This window comes from Lentibacter sp., from assembly GCF_029254145.1.
Taxonomy (GTDB): Bacteria; Pseudomonadota; Alphaproteobacteria; order Rhodobacterales; family Rhodobacteraceae; genus Lentibacter.
Map to the genome: position 1 here is coordinate 29,933 of NZ_JAQWYD010000082.1, position 13,553 is coordinate 43,485.

The following is a 13,553-nucleotide window of genomic DNA, read 5'->3' on the forward strand; positions in this document are numbered from 1 at the left end:
GCGCGCAATGCTGGCACGCGGCCTCATATTGCCTTTAGGAGCGGCCTTTCCATGGCACGAGTGTCTTCTCTGCAATACGCATGAGGATATCGATGCCATAGCCGATGATCCCGATCAGGATGATCCCCATGATTACGATATCAGTCAGCTGGAAGCGGGATGCGACCATGATCATCATACCTGCGCCTTTCTCTGCGGCGACAAGTTCTGCGGCGACGACTGTGCCCCAGCAGACGCCCATTGCGACCCGTGCACCTGTGAAGATTTCGGGCAAGCTGTTGGGGACGATCACATGGCGCATGAGCTGGAATTTGGATGCGCCAAGGGAGTAGGCTGCATGTACTTTGGTGATATTGACGCCTGACACGCCTGCGCGTGCTGCGATGGCCATGATCCAGAGCGCTGCAAGGAAGAGCAGAATGATCTTGCCGACCTCTCCGATGCCTGCCCAGATGATGACCAGTGGAATGAGTGCGAGCGGAGGCACGGGGCGCATGAATTCGACTATCGGATCAAACCACCCGCGGAACCAGTTGGACAGGCCCATAGCGTAGCCCAGAGGGATGCCCACAATTGCGCCGAGCAGAAAGCCGACGATAACGCGGAAGAGCGAGTAGCCTAAATGTTCCCAAAGGTTGAAGCCTTGGTAGCCTTCTGTCGAGATTTCCATGAACCGCGAGACGACTTTTTCGGGCGGTGGAAGCCAAATCGGCTCCATTTGCATGCCGCCGGACGGTATGATCTGGATTGCGCCTTTGTCTGTGAGTGAGACGCTGCCTTCGGCAAAGGAAACGCTCTGGCCGATTGTGATGGGCTGGCCGTCGATGGCAACAACCTTTGCGCCGTCGCGGCGTTTGGCATCATCGTTCTTGTCAAAGAGAACTGTTTTTGTGCGCCCAGCTGAGACAATCTCTGCATCGTTCTTGGCAAAGCCAGTACCTAATTCCACTTCTGGTGCAGCAGGGTCTTCACCAAACTTGTGGACGCGTAATGTGATCGTTGCGTCATCTGTGCTGCCATCGGGCGCTTCAAGTGTATAGGTCAGCTCGGTGTCGCCAATGAAGGGCGCAGGGGCGTGGATCGGGGCCCATTTGGACCCTGTGAAAGCGCCCCAGAGTAGAAAGATTGTGACCACTGAAATGACGCTGGCCCAGCGATCAGGACGCACGGCACTTTCGTCGCCGAAGGTCACTGTTTTGAGCGATGTGAAGTCAGCGCGAGTTTGCATCAAACGCTTGACGCCGAAGCGGACGAGGAAGAAGCCAGCGATGAAAATTGAAGTATAGAGGAGGAGAATAATCATGCGCTTGCCTCCGCAGCGTTACCCATGATCTCTTCTTCCATATCCCAGATCATGCTTAGGATTTCTTCGCGCTTTTCACCAAATTCAGGGTGCTTTTTGACTTCGCGCAGGTCTTGGCCAACGCCCATATCGGCGAATGGAAGGCGGTATTCTCGGTGAATGCGCCCGGGACGTGGCGCGAGGACAAGCAGGCGCTCGCCGAGAAGCAGTGCTTCTTCGACCGAGTGGGTGATCAGGATGATGGTTTTGCCAGTTTCTTTCCAGAGCTTGAGGACAAGTCCTTGCATCTTTTCGCGCGTCAGAGCGTCGAGGGCGCCCAAGGGTTCATCCATAAGGATCACATCGGGATCATTTGCGAGACAACGGGCGAGGGCGACACGCTGCTGCATCCCGCCCGAAAGTTCGAACACGGACTTTTCTTTAAAGTCGCGCAGGCCAACAATATCTAGCAAATGGTCAACGTTATCGCGCCATTCTGCTTCGCGTTGGCCTTTCATGCGGGGCCCGAAACTTACGTTTTCGCGCACGGACATCCACTCAAACAGCGCACCTTGCTGAAAGACCATGCCGCGCTCGGCATCGGGGCCTGTGATCAGATGATTGTTGAGCGTCATCGTGCCTTGTGTCGGGGCAAGAAATCCGGCGACGATGTTGAGAAGCGTTGTCTTGCCACAGCCAGAGGGGCCAAGGACGCTCATCAGTTCGCCTGTTTTGATTTCGAGGGAAATGTCTTTGAGTGCTTGAACATGGCTGCCGTTTGGCAAGTCAAAGCGCATGGAGATTTTATCGATGGAGAGAGTGGACATGCTCGCCTTTCGGGGCCTCAAGCCCCTGTTGTGTCGTCTTAGTCAGAACTTTGCCTTGAGTGTAAGGCTAGGAGAAAGCGAGAAGTGGCCCGCTGCGAACAAGACGCAGCGGGCCAGTTTGCTTTACATACCGCCTGCAGCCGCGAGGGGCCCTGTATTGACGGCGTTCTCATAAGTATCGAGTGCGGCGTCAATGCTTCCGGCTTCAAGGAAGACATCGGCGACGCCCTTCATGAACGTTGCGGCGTTGCCACCGAGCCATGCGCTGCTGAGCTGCTCTTCCACTGTCGGAAACTTGAAGGTTGCGATGGTTTCCATTGTGGCTTTTTCGTCCATGCCCGCGTCTTTTGCGATAGCTGGAAGCATGGCTGCGTGGTTGACTTCATCGGCCCACATTGCGTTTGCATCGGCTGTGACCTTGAGGAACTTGGCGACAAGGTCGCTGTTCTCGGCGACAAAACTTGCTGACGCTGACGTAACATCAAACACAAGAATGCCGAGATCTGTTTTTTCGTCACCTGTGAGCAGAACATTGCCGTGCTCAAGTGCGCGGCGCAGAGAGCCGCCCCAGCCACAGAACATATCAACCGCGCCCTGAGCGATGGCTGCGGAGCCTTCAGGGGGGTTCATGTTGACGACTTCCATGGAGCCGACATCAACGCCGAAGTGGCTCATTTGCTTGAGGAAGCCGTAGTGTGCGGCTGTTCCGAGCGGCACAGCTACTTTCTTGCCTGCCAGTTCTGCGGCGTTTGTCTTGTCGATTTCGAGCGCTTCAGCAACGACGCAGTTGTCATTGTCGGCATAGCTGACGGCTACGTCGAGGATCTGGAGATCCTGCCCGCCTGATGTTGCGACAACGAAGGGTGGAACGCCTTGGCTAACAGAGAGGTGCACATCGCCTGAGGCCATGGCCGCGCTCATCTCTGTTCCTGAACCGAAGGCACGCCAGTTGACCTTTACGCCCATGGCTTCGTCATAAGCGCCCATAACTTTGTGATGCTGGAACGGCATTGGCCATTCTTGGAAGTATGCGACTGTGATTTCGTCAAGCGCGGCGGCTTGGCTGCCTGCGAGCATCGCGGCTGCGGCCACGGCTGACATAAGGGTTGATTTAAGTTTCATGAGGTAGCTCCCGTTGTTGGTTTTACGCCAGACTAGGCGCAGCTCACCAGTTTGTCTGGCTTTTGAGCATTCTGCGGGGCGTGTGGCACGCACGCGCCTCGCTGTGTTAGCATCAGGGCGCAAATGGTGATTCCGATCAATGTCTAATTTGGGGAATAGGCTGCGTTTTTAGATTTTGTGAAAAGTGGATTTGGGGGTGTTGCGGCGGTTTTTGCTAGGAAATACTGGCGTTGGATGTTGATGGCGCTCGTATTTGAGTGTTATTTTGGTCTTATATGAGGAAACTGACTGGCCCTATCAGACTCGGGTAAATTAGCGCTTTGCTATCTGCTAGAATTTGATCAAAACTGCGCTGTGCGGAGCTATGCCTCGCGCACGATCCAAACGGAGGCTCCAGACCATGGACGGCAATCTTTCTGCAAATGACATCAGCCATATTGTTGACGCGGATCGCGCGCACGTCTGGCACCATCTGACTCAGCACAAGCCGTTTGAGACGGGTGAGCCGCGTATCATCATAGAAGGCAAGGGGATGCGCGTCTGGGACCAGAATGGCAAAGAGTATCTTGATGCCGTGTCTGGTGGGGTCTGGACAGTCAATGTTGGTTACGGACGCGAGAGCATCGCCAACGCTGTGCGCGACCAGCTTATAAAGCTGCCCTACTTTGCAGGATCTGCGGGCTCTGTTCCTGGTGCTTTGTTTGCTGAAAAACTGATCAGCAAGATGCCTGGCATGAGCCGCGTCTACCAGACGAATTCGGGGTCTGAGGCCAATGAGAAGGCCTTCAAGATGGTGCGCCAGATCAGCCACAAGCGATATGGTGGCAAGAAATATAAAATCCTCTATCGTGAACGCGACTATCATGGCTCAACTTTGGCCACGATGTCCGCAGGCGGACAAGACGAGCGCAATGCCCAATACGGACCGTTTGCGCCTGGGTTTGTGCGGGTTCCTCATTGCATGGAGTATCGTGCGCAGTGGGACCTGACGGGCGAAGCCTATGCAGCGGCCTCTGTAAAAGCGATTGAAGAAGTTATCCTCTCTGAGGGTGCGGATACCATCGGCGCACTTTGCCTTGAACCAGTGACGGCCGGTGGCGGGGTTATTCCTGCGCCTGAAGGCTACTGGCCGCTGATTGGCGAACTTTGCCGCAAGTATGATATCTTGCTGCACATTGACGAAGTTGTTTGCGGCGTCGGGCGCACGGGGACAGAGTGGTTCGGCTATCAGCATTATGGTGTGGAGCCTGATTTTGTGACCATGGCCAAGGGCGTGGCCTCTGGCTATGCCGCGATTGCTTGCTGTGTGACGAATGAACGTGTTTTTGAGATGTTCAAAGATGACACGACTGATCCGCTCAACTATTTCCGCGATATTTCGACATTCGGAGGCTGCACTGCGGGCCCTGCGGCAGCGCTGGAGTGTTTCCGTATCATCGAAGATGAAAACCTCTTGGAGAACACCACTAAGATGGGCGCGCGCATGGTTGCCAACCTCTGGGAGCTTGCTGAGCACCACAAAGTCATCGGTGATGTGCGCGGGCTAGGGCTTTTCTGCGGCGCCGAGCTTGTGAGCGACCGTGCCACCAAAGAGCCGATGGACGAAAAACTTGTGGCGCAGGTCGTGGCGGAGTGCGGTGCGATGGGTGTGATCATCGGGGCGACCAATCGCTCGATCCCAGGCTTTAACAACACGCTTTGTTTCTCGCCTGCGCTGATCAGCACGGAAGACGACATTGACCAGATTTGTGAGACTGTCGGCAAGGCGCTAGGCAAGGTCTTTGGCTGATATTATGAATGAGATGGGCCAGCCTATCGGCTGGCCTGTTGGAACCGATCTGCCAAGGCCCAGGCCTGAAAAGGTAAGGCTTGAGGGGGGGTTTTGTTCTTTGGTTCCGCTTGATACCGAGGCGCATGGCAAAGAGCTTTGGGAAGCGTTTTCTGCGGATACGACAGGGAAAAACTGGACGTATTTGCCGATCGCGCCGATTGAGGCCGAGGCTGACCTTGGTGTCTTTTTACGCGCAGCTGAGGCGAGCGAAGACCCACTTTATTTTACGGTTTTGAACGCAGAAGGCCGCGCCGTCGGCCATGCGACATATCTCAGGATCGACCCTGCGAATGGCGTGATTGAAGTTGGTTACATTCATTTTTCACCACTGATGCAGCGCACGCCCATGAGCACAGAGGCGATGTATCTGATGATGGCCTATGTCTTTGAGACACTGGGTTACAGGCGCTATGAGTGGAAATGTGATGCTTTGAACGCACCATCGCTTGCGGCGGCGAAGCGACTTGGATTTACGTTTGAAGGGGTGTTTCGGCAGGCTGTTGTCTACAAGGGGCGCAGCCGTGATACGGCTTGGCTTTCGGTTTTGGACAGCGAGTGGCCCGCCTTGAAAGCGCGTTTTGAGCGCTGGTTGGAGCCTGCGAATTTTGACGCGCAGGGGCGGCAGCGGACGGCCTTGTAGGGTCGAATTTTCGCTTCGCGAAAATCCGATCCATTGAGGGGGGGGCTAGCCCCCCTCAAACTCCCCCCAGGATATTTTTAAAAAGAAGAAGCAGGGTTTTGTTTTAGAGTTGGCGCACTGCGCCTTTGGCGGCACTTGTTGTGAGGGCAGCGTAGGCTTTGAGCGCTGTTGTGACCTTGCGTTTGCGTGGCGCGGCGGGTTGCCAGCCTTTGGCATCTTGGGCAGTTCGGCGTGTGGCGAGTGTTGCATCGTCGACCGCGAGGTTGATTGTCCGATTAGGGATGTCGATTTCGATGAGATCACCCTGCTCGACGAGGCCGATGAGGCCGCCTTCGGCCGCTTCTGGAGAGACGTGGCCAATGGAGAGGCCCGACGTGCCGCCCGAGAAGCGACCATCTGTCAGAAGCGCGCAAGCTGCGCCGAGGCCTTTTGATTTGAGGTAGCTTGTCGGGTAGAGCATTTCTTGCATGCCGGGGCCGCCGCGAGGGCCTTCGTAGCGGATGATCACCACATCACCTGATTTGACCTTGCCTGTGAGAATGTCGCTGACAGCTTGATCCTGACTTTCGCAGACGTAGGCGGGGCCAGAGAACTTGAGAATGCTGTCGTCAACACCTGCTGTTTTGACGATGCAGCCTTCTTCGGCGAGGTTGCCGAAGAGGACGGCGAGGCCGCCATCCTGACTGAAGGCGTGTTCTTTGGTGCGGATGACGCCTGTTTTGCGGTCCAGATCAAGCTCTGGATAGCGGCGGCTTTGCGAGAAGGCGACTTGTGTTGGCACACCACCCGGAGCTGCCCGGTAGAACTGGTGCACGGATTCGTCTGTGCTTTGGGCGACGTCGTATTTGGCGAGGGCGTCTGCCATCGTTGGCGAGTGCACAGTGGGCAAATCGCGGTGGATGAGCCCTGCGCGGTCAAGCTCGCCCAAGATGGCCATGATGCCGCCTGCGCGGTGGACGTCTTCCATATGCACATCGGATTTCGCGGGGGCGACTTTACAGAGGCAGGGGACATTGCGGCTGAGCCTGTCGATATCCTGCATGGTGAAATCGATTTCACCTTCGTAAGCGGCGGCGAGCAGGTGTAGCACGGTGTTTGTCGAGCCGCCCATCGAGATGTCGAGGGTCATTGCATTTTCAAATGCTTTGAAGCTGGCAATGTTGCGCGGCAGGACGGAGTGATCATTGCCCTCGTAGAAGCGCTTGCAGAGGTCGACCACGCGGTGACCCGCTTCGCGGAAGAGCGCTTCACGATCGGCGTGGGTTGCCAGCACGGAGCCATTGCCCGGAAGCGAGAGGCCGAGGGCTTCTGTGAGGCAGTTCATTGAATTGGCTGTGAACATGCCTGAGCAGGAGCCACATGTTGGGCAGGCGGAGCGCTCGATGGCATCGACTTGTTCGTCAGACATATTTTCATCTGCGGCGGCGACCATGGCATCAACCAGATCAATTGCTTTTTCTTCGCCGTCCCAGACAACCTTGCCTGCTTCCATGGGACCGCCAGACACAAAGACACAGGGTATATTGAGGCGCATGGCGGCCATCAGCATTCCTGGCGTGATCTTATCGCAGTTGGAGATACAGACCATTGCATCGGCGCAGTGGGCGTTGACCATATATTCGGTGCTGTCGGCAATGATCTCGCGGCTCGGAAGCGAGTAGAGCATGCCATCGTGGCCCATAGCGATACCGTCATCGACGGCGATTGTGTTAAATTCCTTTGCGACACCGCCTGCTTTTTCGACTTCGCGGGCGACGAGCTGACCCAAGTCTTTGAGGTGCACGTGACCAGGAACGAACTGCGTGAAGGAGTTGACGATGGCAACGATGGGCTTGCCGAAATCGTCGTCTTTCATGCCTGTGGCGCGCCAGAGGCCGCGGGCTCCTGCCATGTTGCGGCCGTGGGTGCTGGTGCGTGAACGTAGAACTGGCATGAGAGACTCCTGAATTGATCTGGAGAGGCAATGTGCATATGGGCGCGTGGAAGGCAAGAGAGAGGTGGTTTGTCCGTGGTGTGCGTTGCTGCGGGCGGAGGTGAAAAGAGGGCGCAATCGTTGTGAACTTGAAGAGAGTGCCATGCGCAGGCAAATGCGACCAAAGCCAGTTTCGAGTCTGGACAGCAATGTGTTGTGGCGAAGCGATTGCGCGAAAGGAAGAAGGCCGCTAAAGGGGAGGCTGGTTTTTTGAACACGCGATTTGGGGAGACAGATATGTCAAACGCACAGCTTGAAGCAGCGATTGAAGCGGCATGGGACGCGCGAGACGCGATCACGCCAGACACAACAGGCGAGGCCCGCGAGGCGATTGAAGATACGCTCAATGCGCTCGACAGCGGCAAGCTGCGCGTTGCGGAGAAGCAGGCGGACAATAGCTGGCATGTAAACCAATGGGCTAAGAAAGCAGTTCTTTTGGGCTTCCGTATCAAGGATATGGAAATTCAGGAAGGCGGCCCGCAGGCTGGTGGCTGGTGGGACAAGGTCGACAGCAAGTTTGCCGGCTGGAAGGCGGATGACTGGAAGACAGCGGGCTTTCGCGCCGTTCCGAACTGTGTTGTGCGCAAGTCGGCCTACATCGCGCCTGGCGTTGTTTTGATGCCTTCGTTCGTCAACATCGGCGCCTATGTCGACAGTGGCACGATGGTTGATACATGGGCGACTGTCGGGTCTTGCGCGCAGATCGGCAAGAACGTGCACCTGAGTGGCGGCGTTGGCATTGGCGGCGTTTTGGAGCCGATGCAGGCTGGCCCGACGATTATTGAAGACAACTGCTTTATCGGGGCGCGCTCGGAAGTTGTAGAAGGTTGCATTGTGCGCGAGGGCTCTGTGCTTGGGATGGGTGTTTTTATCGGCCAGTCGACCAAGATTGTCGACCGTGAGACAGGCGAAGTGATGTATGGCGAAGTGCCTTCTGGCTCTGTTGTTGTTGCGGGCTCGATGCCGAGCAGGAACGGTGTGAACCTTTACTGCGCTGTGATTGTGAAGCGAGTGGATGAGCGCACGCGCTCCAAGACCTCGATCAACGAGCTTTTGCGGGACTAAGCTTTTCCGAGAAAAAAGTTAGAGCGCGGCGACGGAAGTTGCCGCGTTTTGCGTTTGTGTCCTGAGTGAAGGGAGAAACGCGATGAGAAAGACGCTCGTATTGATTGCTATGATCGGTTTGGGTCTTTGGCTACAGGCGCAGGGAATGGCTTGAGGCGCCCGCCCAAGAAAGCCCGAAAAAGTTTAGCGTGTGGCGAGTTATAGCTCCCTGACAGCGCAACCGCTGATGTTTGACTTTGTGTCAAGCAATGTGGCGATGTGAGCCCCATGTTTTGCTTCGTGTTGGCAGGCCTTGCGTGTGTCTGTTGTGCGCCTGGTGGCGCGACTGGTGGCTTTCTTTCGAGCAGGGTGCTCAGATGCCAAAGTATTTGCGTTGGAGTTCATCTGTTGTGCCATTTTCACGCAGAGTGAGGAGGGCGCGGTTGATGTCTTCTGTTAGCGGACTGCCTGTTGGAAGAGCGATACCGTAATTTTCGCGCTTGAAGACGCTCTCAACAAGACGACCGCTCTCTATGCTGCGAGATCGCAGATACCACGCTAGGATCGGTCCATCAAAAATCACAGCGTCGATCTCTCCGTTTTCGAAGTCGGCGAGCATGTCTGCGAATTTGGTGTATGGCGTGAAGGCAATACCGCGGGCGGCGAGGAAAGCCTCGCCTGTGGAACCGGCTGTTGTGGCGACGGCGTGGCCTTCTATGTCATTGATGCTATCGACGTTTTCGGAAATGGCTGCGACGGTCATGGCGGCAGTGATTTTTGCCACGAAAATCGAGACCACGAAGAGAGATGAAACAACAAGCATCACTCCGAAGAACCGGCCGACGCGGGTTTGTGGCAAGCGTTCTTCAAAACCGCCATTCACAACCAGATTGAGCGCCCACCAGAACGAGGGAAAGAGTGCTTCTTTGAAAGGGCGTTGGAAATAGGGCTGATGTTTGCGCTCAAAGACCCACATCAGCATGCCAATGCTAAAGAGCACCCCGAAGGCGGAGAGCAAGAAGAAGGCGATATCACGGGTCACAATAACGCTAAAGAGGCTTGCGCTGTGCTCTCCTTCAGGAAGCATGATCTGAAGGCCGCTTTCGAAAATCGGTTGGCTAAAGTCCATAACTTGCTCGCGAGCGGCCGTGATCGAGATATTGGCAATGGCTCCATCGGAGCGGCCTTCTTCAACAGAGCTCAACATTTCACCAAAGGTTTCAACAGGTTGAAACTTAATTGGCCGGCCCAGCTCTTTGGCGATGGCGCGCATCAAATCAATCGAAAACCCGCTGCGCTCGCCGATGGCATCCATGGAAAACGGCGGCCGCTCGACTGTAGTAAACGTGAACGGAGCGTTTTGCGCCATGGCTGCAAGTGATGAAAGCAGCATGGCGGCTCCAAAGCACAAGCAGTGAATTGCGTGTTTCATAGTCAGATTACCCCAGTTAGCTAATTTTTTCAGCGTGAGGTGCGGGGGTCAAGCCCTAACCCGTTTTCTTCCTTAATATTAAGGGGTCAAGAGGGGCATAAGTGTAACGGTTTCAGGCTTCGGGTTGACTTGCGCGGCACAGTTCGCCAAGCCTCGGGGTGAAAAGATATGGAGGCTGAAAATGGCCGATAAGACAGCCGATAAATCCAAAGAGAAGAAGCCAAAGAAGCCACAACAGGTGTATACTTTGTTGGTCGAGATTGGCCGCAAGGAGGGCGACGGCTTGCCCAAGGGTGCGACGGGTGCTGCGCTAGTGATCTACGCGAGTGGCGTGGATGAGGAAGAGGCCGTGCGTGAAACTGTGGCGATATTGAAGCAAGCGGATACGGCGCCTCTGGATGTAACAGGCTATGGCACGTTGGAAGAGCGCTTGGAGCTTGGCCACGACATCCCGGAGGAAGAACGCGAGCTTATGGCGCGGGCTTTGGCGGAGAACTCGGTGATCGTAGCGCAGATGGAGCCCTATTTTGAGGGTCAGGGCTACAAAAGCGAAAGTGAGCACTAAGATGAGCGACCGAGTCATCAGGATTGCGATCAACGGGTTTGGGCGCATCGGTCGCTCGATCCTGCGCATGCTGCATGGCGCGGGGCATGGCGTGCGGGCGGGTACCTTTGAGGTTGTGCTGATCAACGATATCGCACCGCTTGAGAGCTGTGCCTATCTTTTTGCTTATGACAGTATTTTCGGTCCGTTTCCGGGAACGGTAGGCCATGAAGAGCGGTGTCTTGATGTGGACGGTGTGCGCTACCCGTTTCACGCGGAGGCCGATATTCGTGCGCTAGATCTAAGCGGCGTTGATGTATTGCTCGAATGCACAGGTGCTGCAGGCAATCGTGCGGTTGCCGAACGAGGGCTTGAGGCTGGCGCAAAGGCTGTGCTGATTTCAGGGCCCTCGGAGGCTGCTGATATAACCATCGTGTTGGGCGCGAATGAGGCCGAGATCGGCGCGCATAAGATTATTTCTAACGCCAGCTGCACGACCAATGCTCTGGCGCCGTTGCTTCGCCTTTTGGATGAAGGCTGGGGTGTTGAGAGCGGGCATATGACCACCGTGCATTGCTATACAGGGTCGCAGCCGACAATCGACAAGCCGCGAGGTGATCTGGTGCGCTCACGTGCGGCAGCGCTTTCGATGGTTCCGACAACGACCAGTGCTGCGCGACTGATTGACGATGTCTTGCCCAATCTTTCGGGACGGATTGAAGCGCGTGCGGTGCGTGTTCCGACGGCGAGTGTTTCTGCAATTGATTTGGCTTTGCAGGTTGCACGCCCCGCCACTGCGGCAGATGTGAACGCAGCCTTGGTTGAGGTGGCGGACCACAGTCCTTTGTTTGGGTATATCACGGATCCCCTTGTCTCGACTGACCTGCGGGGGCGGCCTGAAAGTATCATCATGTCCGGACGTGAAACGAGCGTCTCTGTGGGGGGGCTGCTGCGCGTTTTTGGCTGGTATGATAACGAATGGGGCTTTTCTGCGCGGATGCTCGACATGGCCGCCTTGATGGCGCACCGGGGGCGCTAGAAGATCCCGTTGGCGCGCTGCAGCTCGCGAATATAGGTGATGATCGTGGCGACTTCGGCGCGGGTTATCCCCTCGACGGGTGGCATGTTCCCAAAGCGCCAGTGATGTGCCTGAACGCCCATGGCGGCGGCGTAGTGAAAGCTTTCGTCGCCGTGATGGCTCGGCTCGTAAATCTTGTGAATGAGCGGCGGGGCGGCGTTAACATTACCCGCCGCATTTGCACCATGGCAGGCGGCGCATTTGGCTTCAAAGGCGGCTTTGCCGAGCTGGGCCTTGGAAGTCAGCGTTGCGGGAAGCGTAACCTTGACCATCGCTGTTTCGGCGGAAGGCAGGGCAGGCGCTTCGGGTGCTGGCTTCATGGCGGTGTAGCTGACAGCGGCCCCGACCGTAGCCAGAGCCATGAGAACGATAGGTTTTTTATGCATGAGACCGCTCCTTTTGACTCATTGTCGAACAATGTGTAGGGCTTCCCCCGACTGGAAGGTCAAGCGGGAGTTTTGCCATGAACATTTCTGGGGCTGCAAAGGCTGCGGGGTTGCCTGTGAAGACGGTGCGATACTATGCGGACATCGGGCTCGTGCAGCCTGCGGCGCGCACGGCGGCGGGGTATCGCGACTATGACGACGCGGCAATGCGCAAGCTTTCTTTTGTTGGCCGCGCGCGAGGCTTTGGCTTTTCAATTGCGCAGTGCCGAGAGCTTTTAGGCCTGTATCAAGACGAACACCGAAGCAGCGCCGAAGTGAAGCAGATTGCCAGTGCGAGACTCGAAGATATTCGGGCCAAGCAGCGCGAGCTTCAAGCGCTTCACGACGAGCTCGAGCATTTGGTGGGTGCTTGTTGTGGAGACGAAAGGCCAGACTGCCCAATCATTGATTATCTGAGTTAGGACATCGCGCGAAGCTGCGGCTTGAGCGCTTCGGCGACATAGTCGATGAAGAGGCGCACTTTGGGGTCTTGTAGCTTGCGGTGGGGGTATAGGCAGAGGAAGCTTGTCGGCATGGGTGGTGTCTGGGGCAGAACTTCGACAAGAGCACCAGATCCAAGATGCATTGCGACTTCAAAACGTGGTTTATTGGCGATGCCGTAGCCTGCGAGAGCCCAATCGGTCAGGATGTCGGAGCTATCGGCATCAAAACGGCCCAGCACATTGAGTTTGAGCGGGCCATCGGAGGTGTTCAATGTCCAGAAGTATTCGGGCGAGCGCGGGTATCGTAGGAGAAGGCAGTTATGGTTCATAAGTGCTTGGGGGCTGTCGGGTGTGCCGTGCTTGGCCAGATAGTCGGGTGTTGCGACGAGGGAGCGGGGTACGTCGGCCAACTTACGTTGTTTGAAGGTGCTGTCAGGCGGATTGCCGAGCATGAAGGCGATGTCGAGACGGTCTTCCAACAGGTCGATCTTGCGATCTGACAGGCGCAGCTGAATTTGCACATCGGGATGACTGTCTGCGAAAGCGGGCACGAGCGGGGCAAGCAGGCGCTGACCAAGACCGAGTGGTGAAGATACACGCAAAGCACCCCGAGGTTGGCCTGAAAAGCCCGCAAGAGCGGCCTCTGCATCATCCAGCGTGTCAATGACGCGGCGGGCATGGTCGTAGAAAAGCTGGCCGGCTTCTGTGGTGCGCAGTTTGCGCGTTGTTCGATCAAACAGGCGGACACCAAGGCGCTTTTCGAGCTCTTTGATACGATTGGACGCGACGGCGGGGGTCAGGCGCATGTCACGGCCTCCCGATGTGATGGATCCAAGCTCGACCACACGGCAAAAAACCTTGATACACTCTACATAGGGCATGATGTCCTCCCTTTGATGTGGACAGTATGGCG

The 13,553-nt window shown here is 56.2% G+C and carries 13 protein-coding genes; 6 read left to right on the forward strand and 7 right to left on the reverse strand.

Annotated elements, in window-relative coordinates; genetic code table 11:
• Positions 1 to 34 precede the first annotated feature (34 nt).
• The 3 genes from P8O11_RS09560 to P8O11_RS09570 all read right to left on the reverse strand — a co-directional run bounded on the left by P8O11_RS09560 (position 35) and on the right by P8O11_RS09570 (position 3,231).
• Positions 35 to 1,303, reverse strand: coding sequence for an ABC transporter permease (locus P8O11_RS09560; RefSeq protein WP_300293873.1), 1,269 nt, complete (start codon positions 1,301 to 1,303; stop codon positions 35 to 37).
• Positions 1,300 to 2,109: an ABC transporter ATP-binding protein gene (locus P8O11_RS09565; protein WP_089886888.1), complete on the reverse strand. Its 810-nt coding sequence runs from the start codon at positions 2,107 to 2,109 to the stop codon at positions 1,300 to 1,302. The genes P8O11_RS09560 and P8O11_RS09565 overlap by 4 nt, the downstream gene beginning before the upstream one ends.
• Before the next feature lie 123 nt (positions 2,110 to 2,232).
• Complete coding sequence (locus P8O11_RS09570) at positions 2,233 to 3,231, reverse strand: ABC transporter substrate-binding protein (protein ID WP_300293874.1); 999 nt, start codon at positions 3,229 to 3,231, stop codon at positions 2,233 to 2,235.
• 400 nt (positions 3,232 to 3,631) lie between these two features.
• On the opposite strand from P8O11_RS09570, the gene P8O11_RS09575 reads away from it, so the two are divergent.
• Positions 3,632 to 5,020 carry an aminotransferase class III-fold pyridoxal phosphate-dependent enzyme gene (locus P8O11_RS09575; RefSeq protein WP_300293875.1) on the forward strand — a complete coding sequence of 463 codons (1,389 nt, stop codon included), beginning with the start codon at positions 3,632 to 3,634 and terminating at the stop codon, positions 5,018 to 5,020.
• Positions 5,013 to 5,702 carry a GNAT family protein gene (locus tag P8O11_RS09580; protein ID WP_300293876.1) on the forward strand — a complete coding sequence of 230 codons (690 nt, stop codon included), beginning with the start codon at positions 5,013 to 5,015 and terminating at the stop codon, positions 5,700 to 5,702. The genes P8O11_RS09575 and P8O11_RS09580 overlap by 8 nt, the downstream gene beginning before the upstream one ends.
• Positions 5,703 to 5,805: 103 nt before the next feature.
• On the opposite strand, the gene ilvD is transcribed toward P8O11_RS09580, so the two are convergent.
• Positions 5,806 to 7,635, reverse strand: a complete 1,830-nt coding sequence (ilvD, locus tag P8O11_RS09585) for a dihydroxy-acid dehydratase (protein ID WP_300293877.1) — start codon at positions 7,633 to 7,635, stop codon at positions 5,806 to 5,808.
• A 276-nt stretch (positions 7,636 to 7,911) separates the two neighbouring features.
• On the opposite strand from ilvD, the gene dapD reads away from it, so the two are divergent.
• Entirely contained in the window at positions 7,912 to 8,739 is an 828-nt protein-coding gene (gene dapD / locus P8O11_RS09590) for a 2,3,4,5-tetrahydropyridine-2,6-dicarboxylate N-succinyltransferase (RefSeq protein WP_300293878.1), read from the forward strand.
• 352 nt (positions 8,740 to 9,091) lie between these two features.
• Here dapD and P8O11_RS09595 read toward each other — a convergent pair whose 3' ends face one another.
• On the reverse strand, positions 9,092 to 10,111 hold the full coding sequence (locus tag P8O11_RS09595) for a transporter substrate-binding domain-containing protein (RefSeq protein ID WP_300293879.1): 1,020 nt from the start codon (positions 10,109 to 10,111) through the stop codon (positions 9,092 to 9,094).
• Between the two features lie 220 nt (positions 10,112 to 10,331).
• On the opposite strand from P8O11_RS09595, the gene P8O11_RS09600 reads away from it, so the two are divergent.
• Both P8O11_RS09600 and P8O11_RS09605 read left to right on the forward strand, forming a co-directional pair.
• The gene (locus tag P8O11_RS09600; protein ID WP_089886899.1) at positions 10,332 to 10,715 is read left to right on the forward strand and encodes a hypothetical protein; all 384 of its coding nucleotides are present in this window, start codon (positions 10,332 to 10,334) and stop codon (positions 10,713 to 10,715) included.
• A gap of 1 nt (position 10,716) precedes the next feature.
• On the forward strand, positions 10,717 to 11,733 hold the full coding sequence (locus P8O11_RS09605; RefSeq protein ID WP_300293880.1) for a glyceraldehyde 3-phosphate dehydrogenase NAD-binding domain-containing protein: 1,017 nt from the start codon (positions 10,717 to 10,719) through the stop codon (positions 11,731 to 11,733).
• Here P8O11_RS09605 and P8O11_RS09610 read toward each other — a convergent pair.
• A complete protein-coding gene (locus P8O11_RS09610) occupies positions 11,730 to 12,158 on the reverse strand; it encodes a cytochrome c (RefSeq protein ID WP_300293882.1) in 429 nt (142 codons plus the stop codon). The two genes, P8O11_RS09605 and P8O11_RS09610, sit on opposite strands and share 4 nt — an antisense overlap.
• A gap of 77 nt (positions 12,159 to 12,235) precedes the next feature.
• Here P8O11_RS09610 and cueR point away from each other — a divergent pair, with 77 nt between their 5' ends.
• On the forward strand, positions 12,236 to 12,619 hold the full coding sequence (gene cueR / locus P8O11_RS09615) for a Cu(I)-responsive transcriptional regulator (protein WP_300293883.1): 384 nt from the start codon (positions 12,236 to 12,238) through the stop codon (positions 12,617 to 12,619).
• On the opposite strand, the gene P8O11_RS09620 is transcribed toward cueR, so the two are convergent.
• Positions 12,616 to 13,521: a LysR family transcriptional regulator gene (locus P8O11_RS09620; protein ID WP_300293884.1), complete on the reverse strand. Its 906-nt coding sequence runs from the start codon at positions 13,519 to 13,521 to the stop codon at positions 12,616 to 12,618. The genes cueR and P8O11_RS09620 overlap by 4 nt on opposite strands.
• Positions 13,522 to 13,553: the final 32 nt, after the last annotated feature.

What these genes read in the sequence shown, in the direction of transcription:
- P8O11_RS09620 (WP_300293884.1), bottom strand. Translation starts at nt 13,521, where the DNA reads ATGCCCTATGTAGAGTGTATCAAGGTTTTTTGCCGTGTGGTCGAGCTT.
- P8O11_RS09600 (WP_089886899.1), top strand. Translation starts at nt 10,332, where the DNA reads ATGGCCGATAAGACAGCCGATAAATCCAAAGAGAAGAAGCCAAAGAAG.
- P8O11_RS09560 (WP_300293873.1), bottom strand. Translation starts at nt 1,303, where the DNA reads ATGATTATTCTCCTCCTCTATACTTCAATTTTCATCGCTGGCTTCTTC.
- ilvD (WP_300293877.1), bottom strand. Translation starts at nt 7,635, where the DNA reads ATGCCAGTTCTACGTTCACGCACCAGCACCCACGGCCGCAACATGGCA.
- P8O11_RS09565 (WP_089886888.1), bottom strand. Translation starts at nt 2,109, where the DNA reads ATGTCCACTCTCTCCATCGATAAAATCTCCATGCGCTTTGACTTGCCA.
- P8O11_RS09595 (WP_300293879.1), bottom strand. Translation starts at nt 10,111, where the DNA reads ATGCTGCTTTCATCACTTGCAGCCATGGCGCAAAACGCTCCGTTCACG.
- cueR (WP_300293883.1), top strand. Translation starts at nt 12,236, where the DNA reads ATGAACATTTCTGGGGCTGCAAAGGCTGCGGGGTTGCCTGTGAAGACG.
- P8O11_RS09610 (WP_300293882.1), bottom strand. Translation starts at nt 12,158, where the DNA reads ATGCATAAAAAACCTATCGTTCTCATGGCTCTGGCTACGGTCGGGGCC.
- dapD (WP_300293878.1), top strand. Translation starts at nt 7,912, where the DNA reads ATGTCAAACGCACAGCTTGAAGCAGCGATTGAAGCGGCATGGGACGCG.
- P8O11_RS09570 (WP_300293874.1), bottom strand. Translation starts at nt 3,231, where the DNA reads ATGAAACTTAAATCAACCCTTATGTCAGCCGTGGCCGCAGCCGCGATG.
- P8O11_RS09605 (WP_300293880.1), top strand. Translation starts at nt 10,717, where the DNA reads ATGAGCGACCGAGTCATCAGGATTGCGATCAACGGGTTTGGGCGCATC.
- P8O11_RS09575 (WP_300293875.1), top strand. Translation starts at nt 3,632, where the DNA reads ATGGACGGCAATCTTTCTGCAAATGACATCAGCCATATTGTTGACGCG.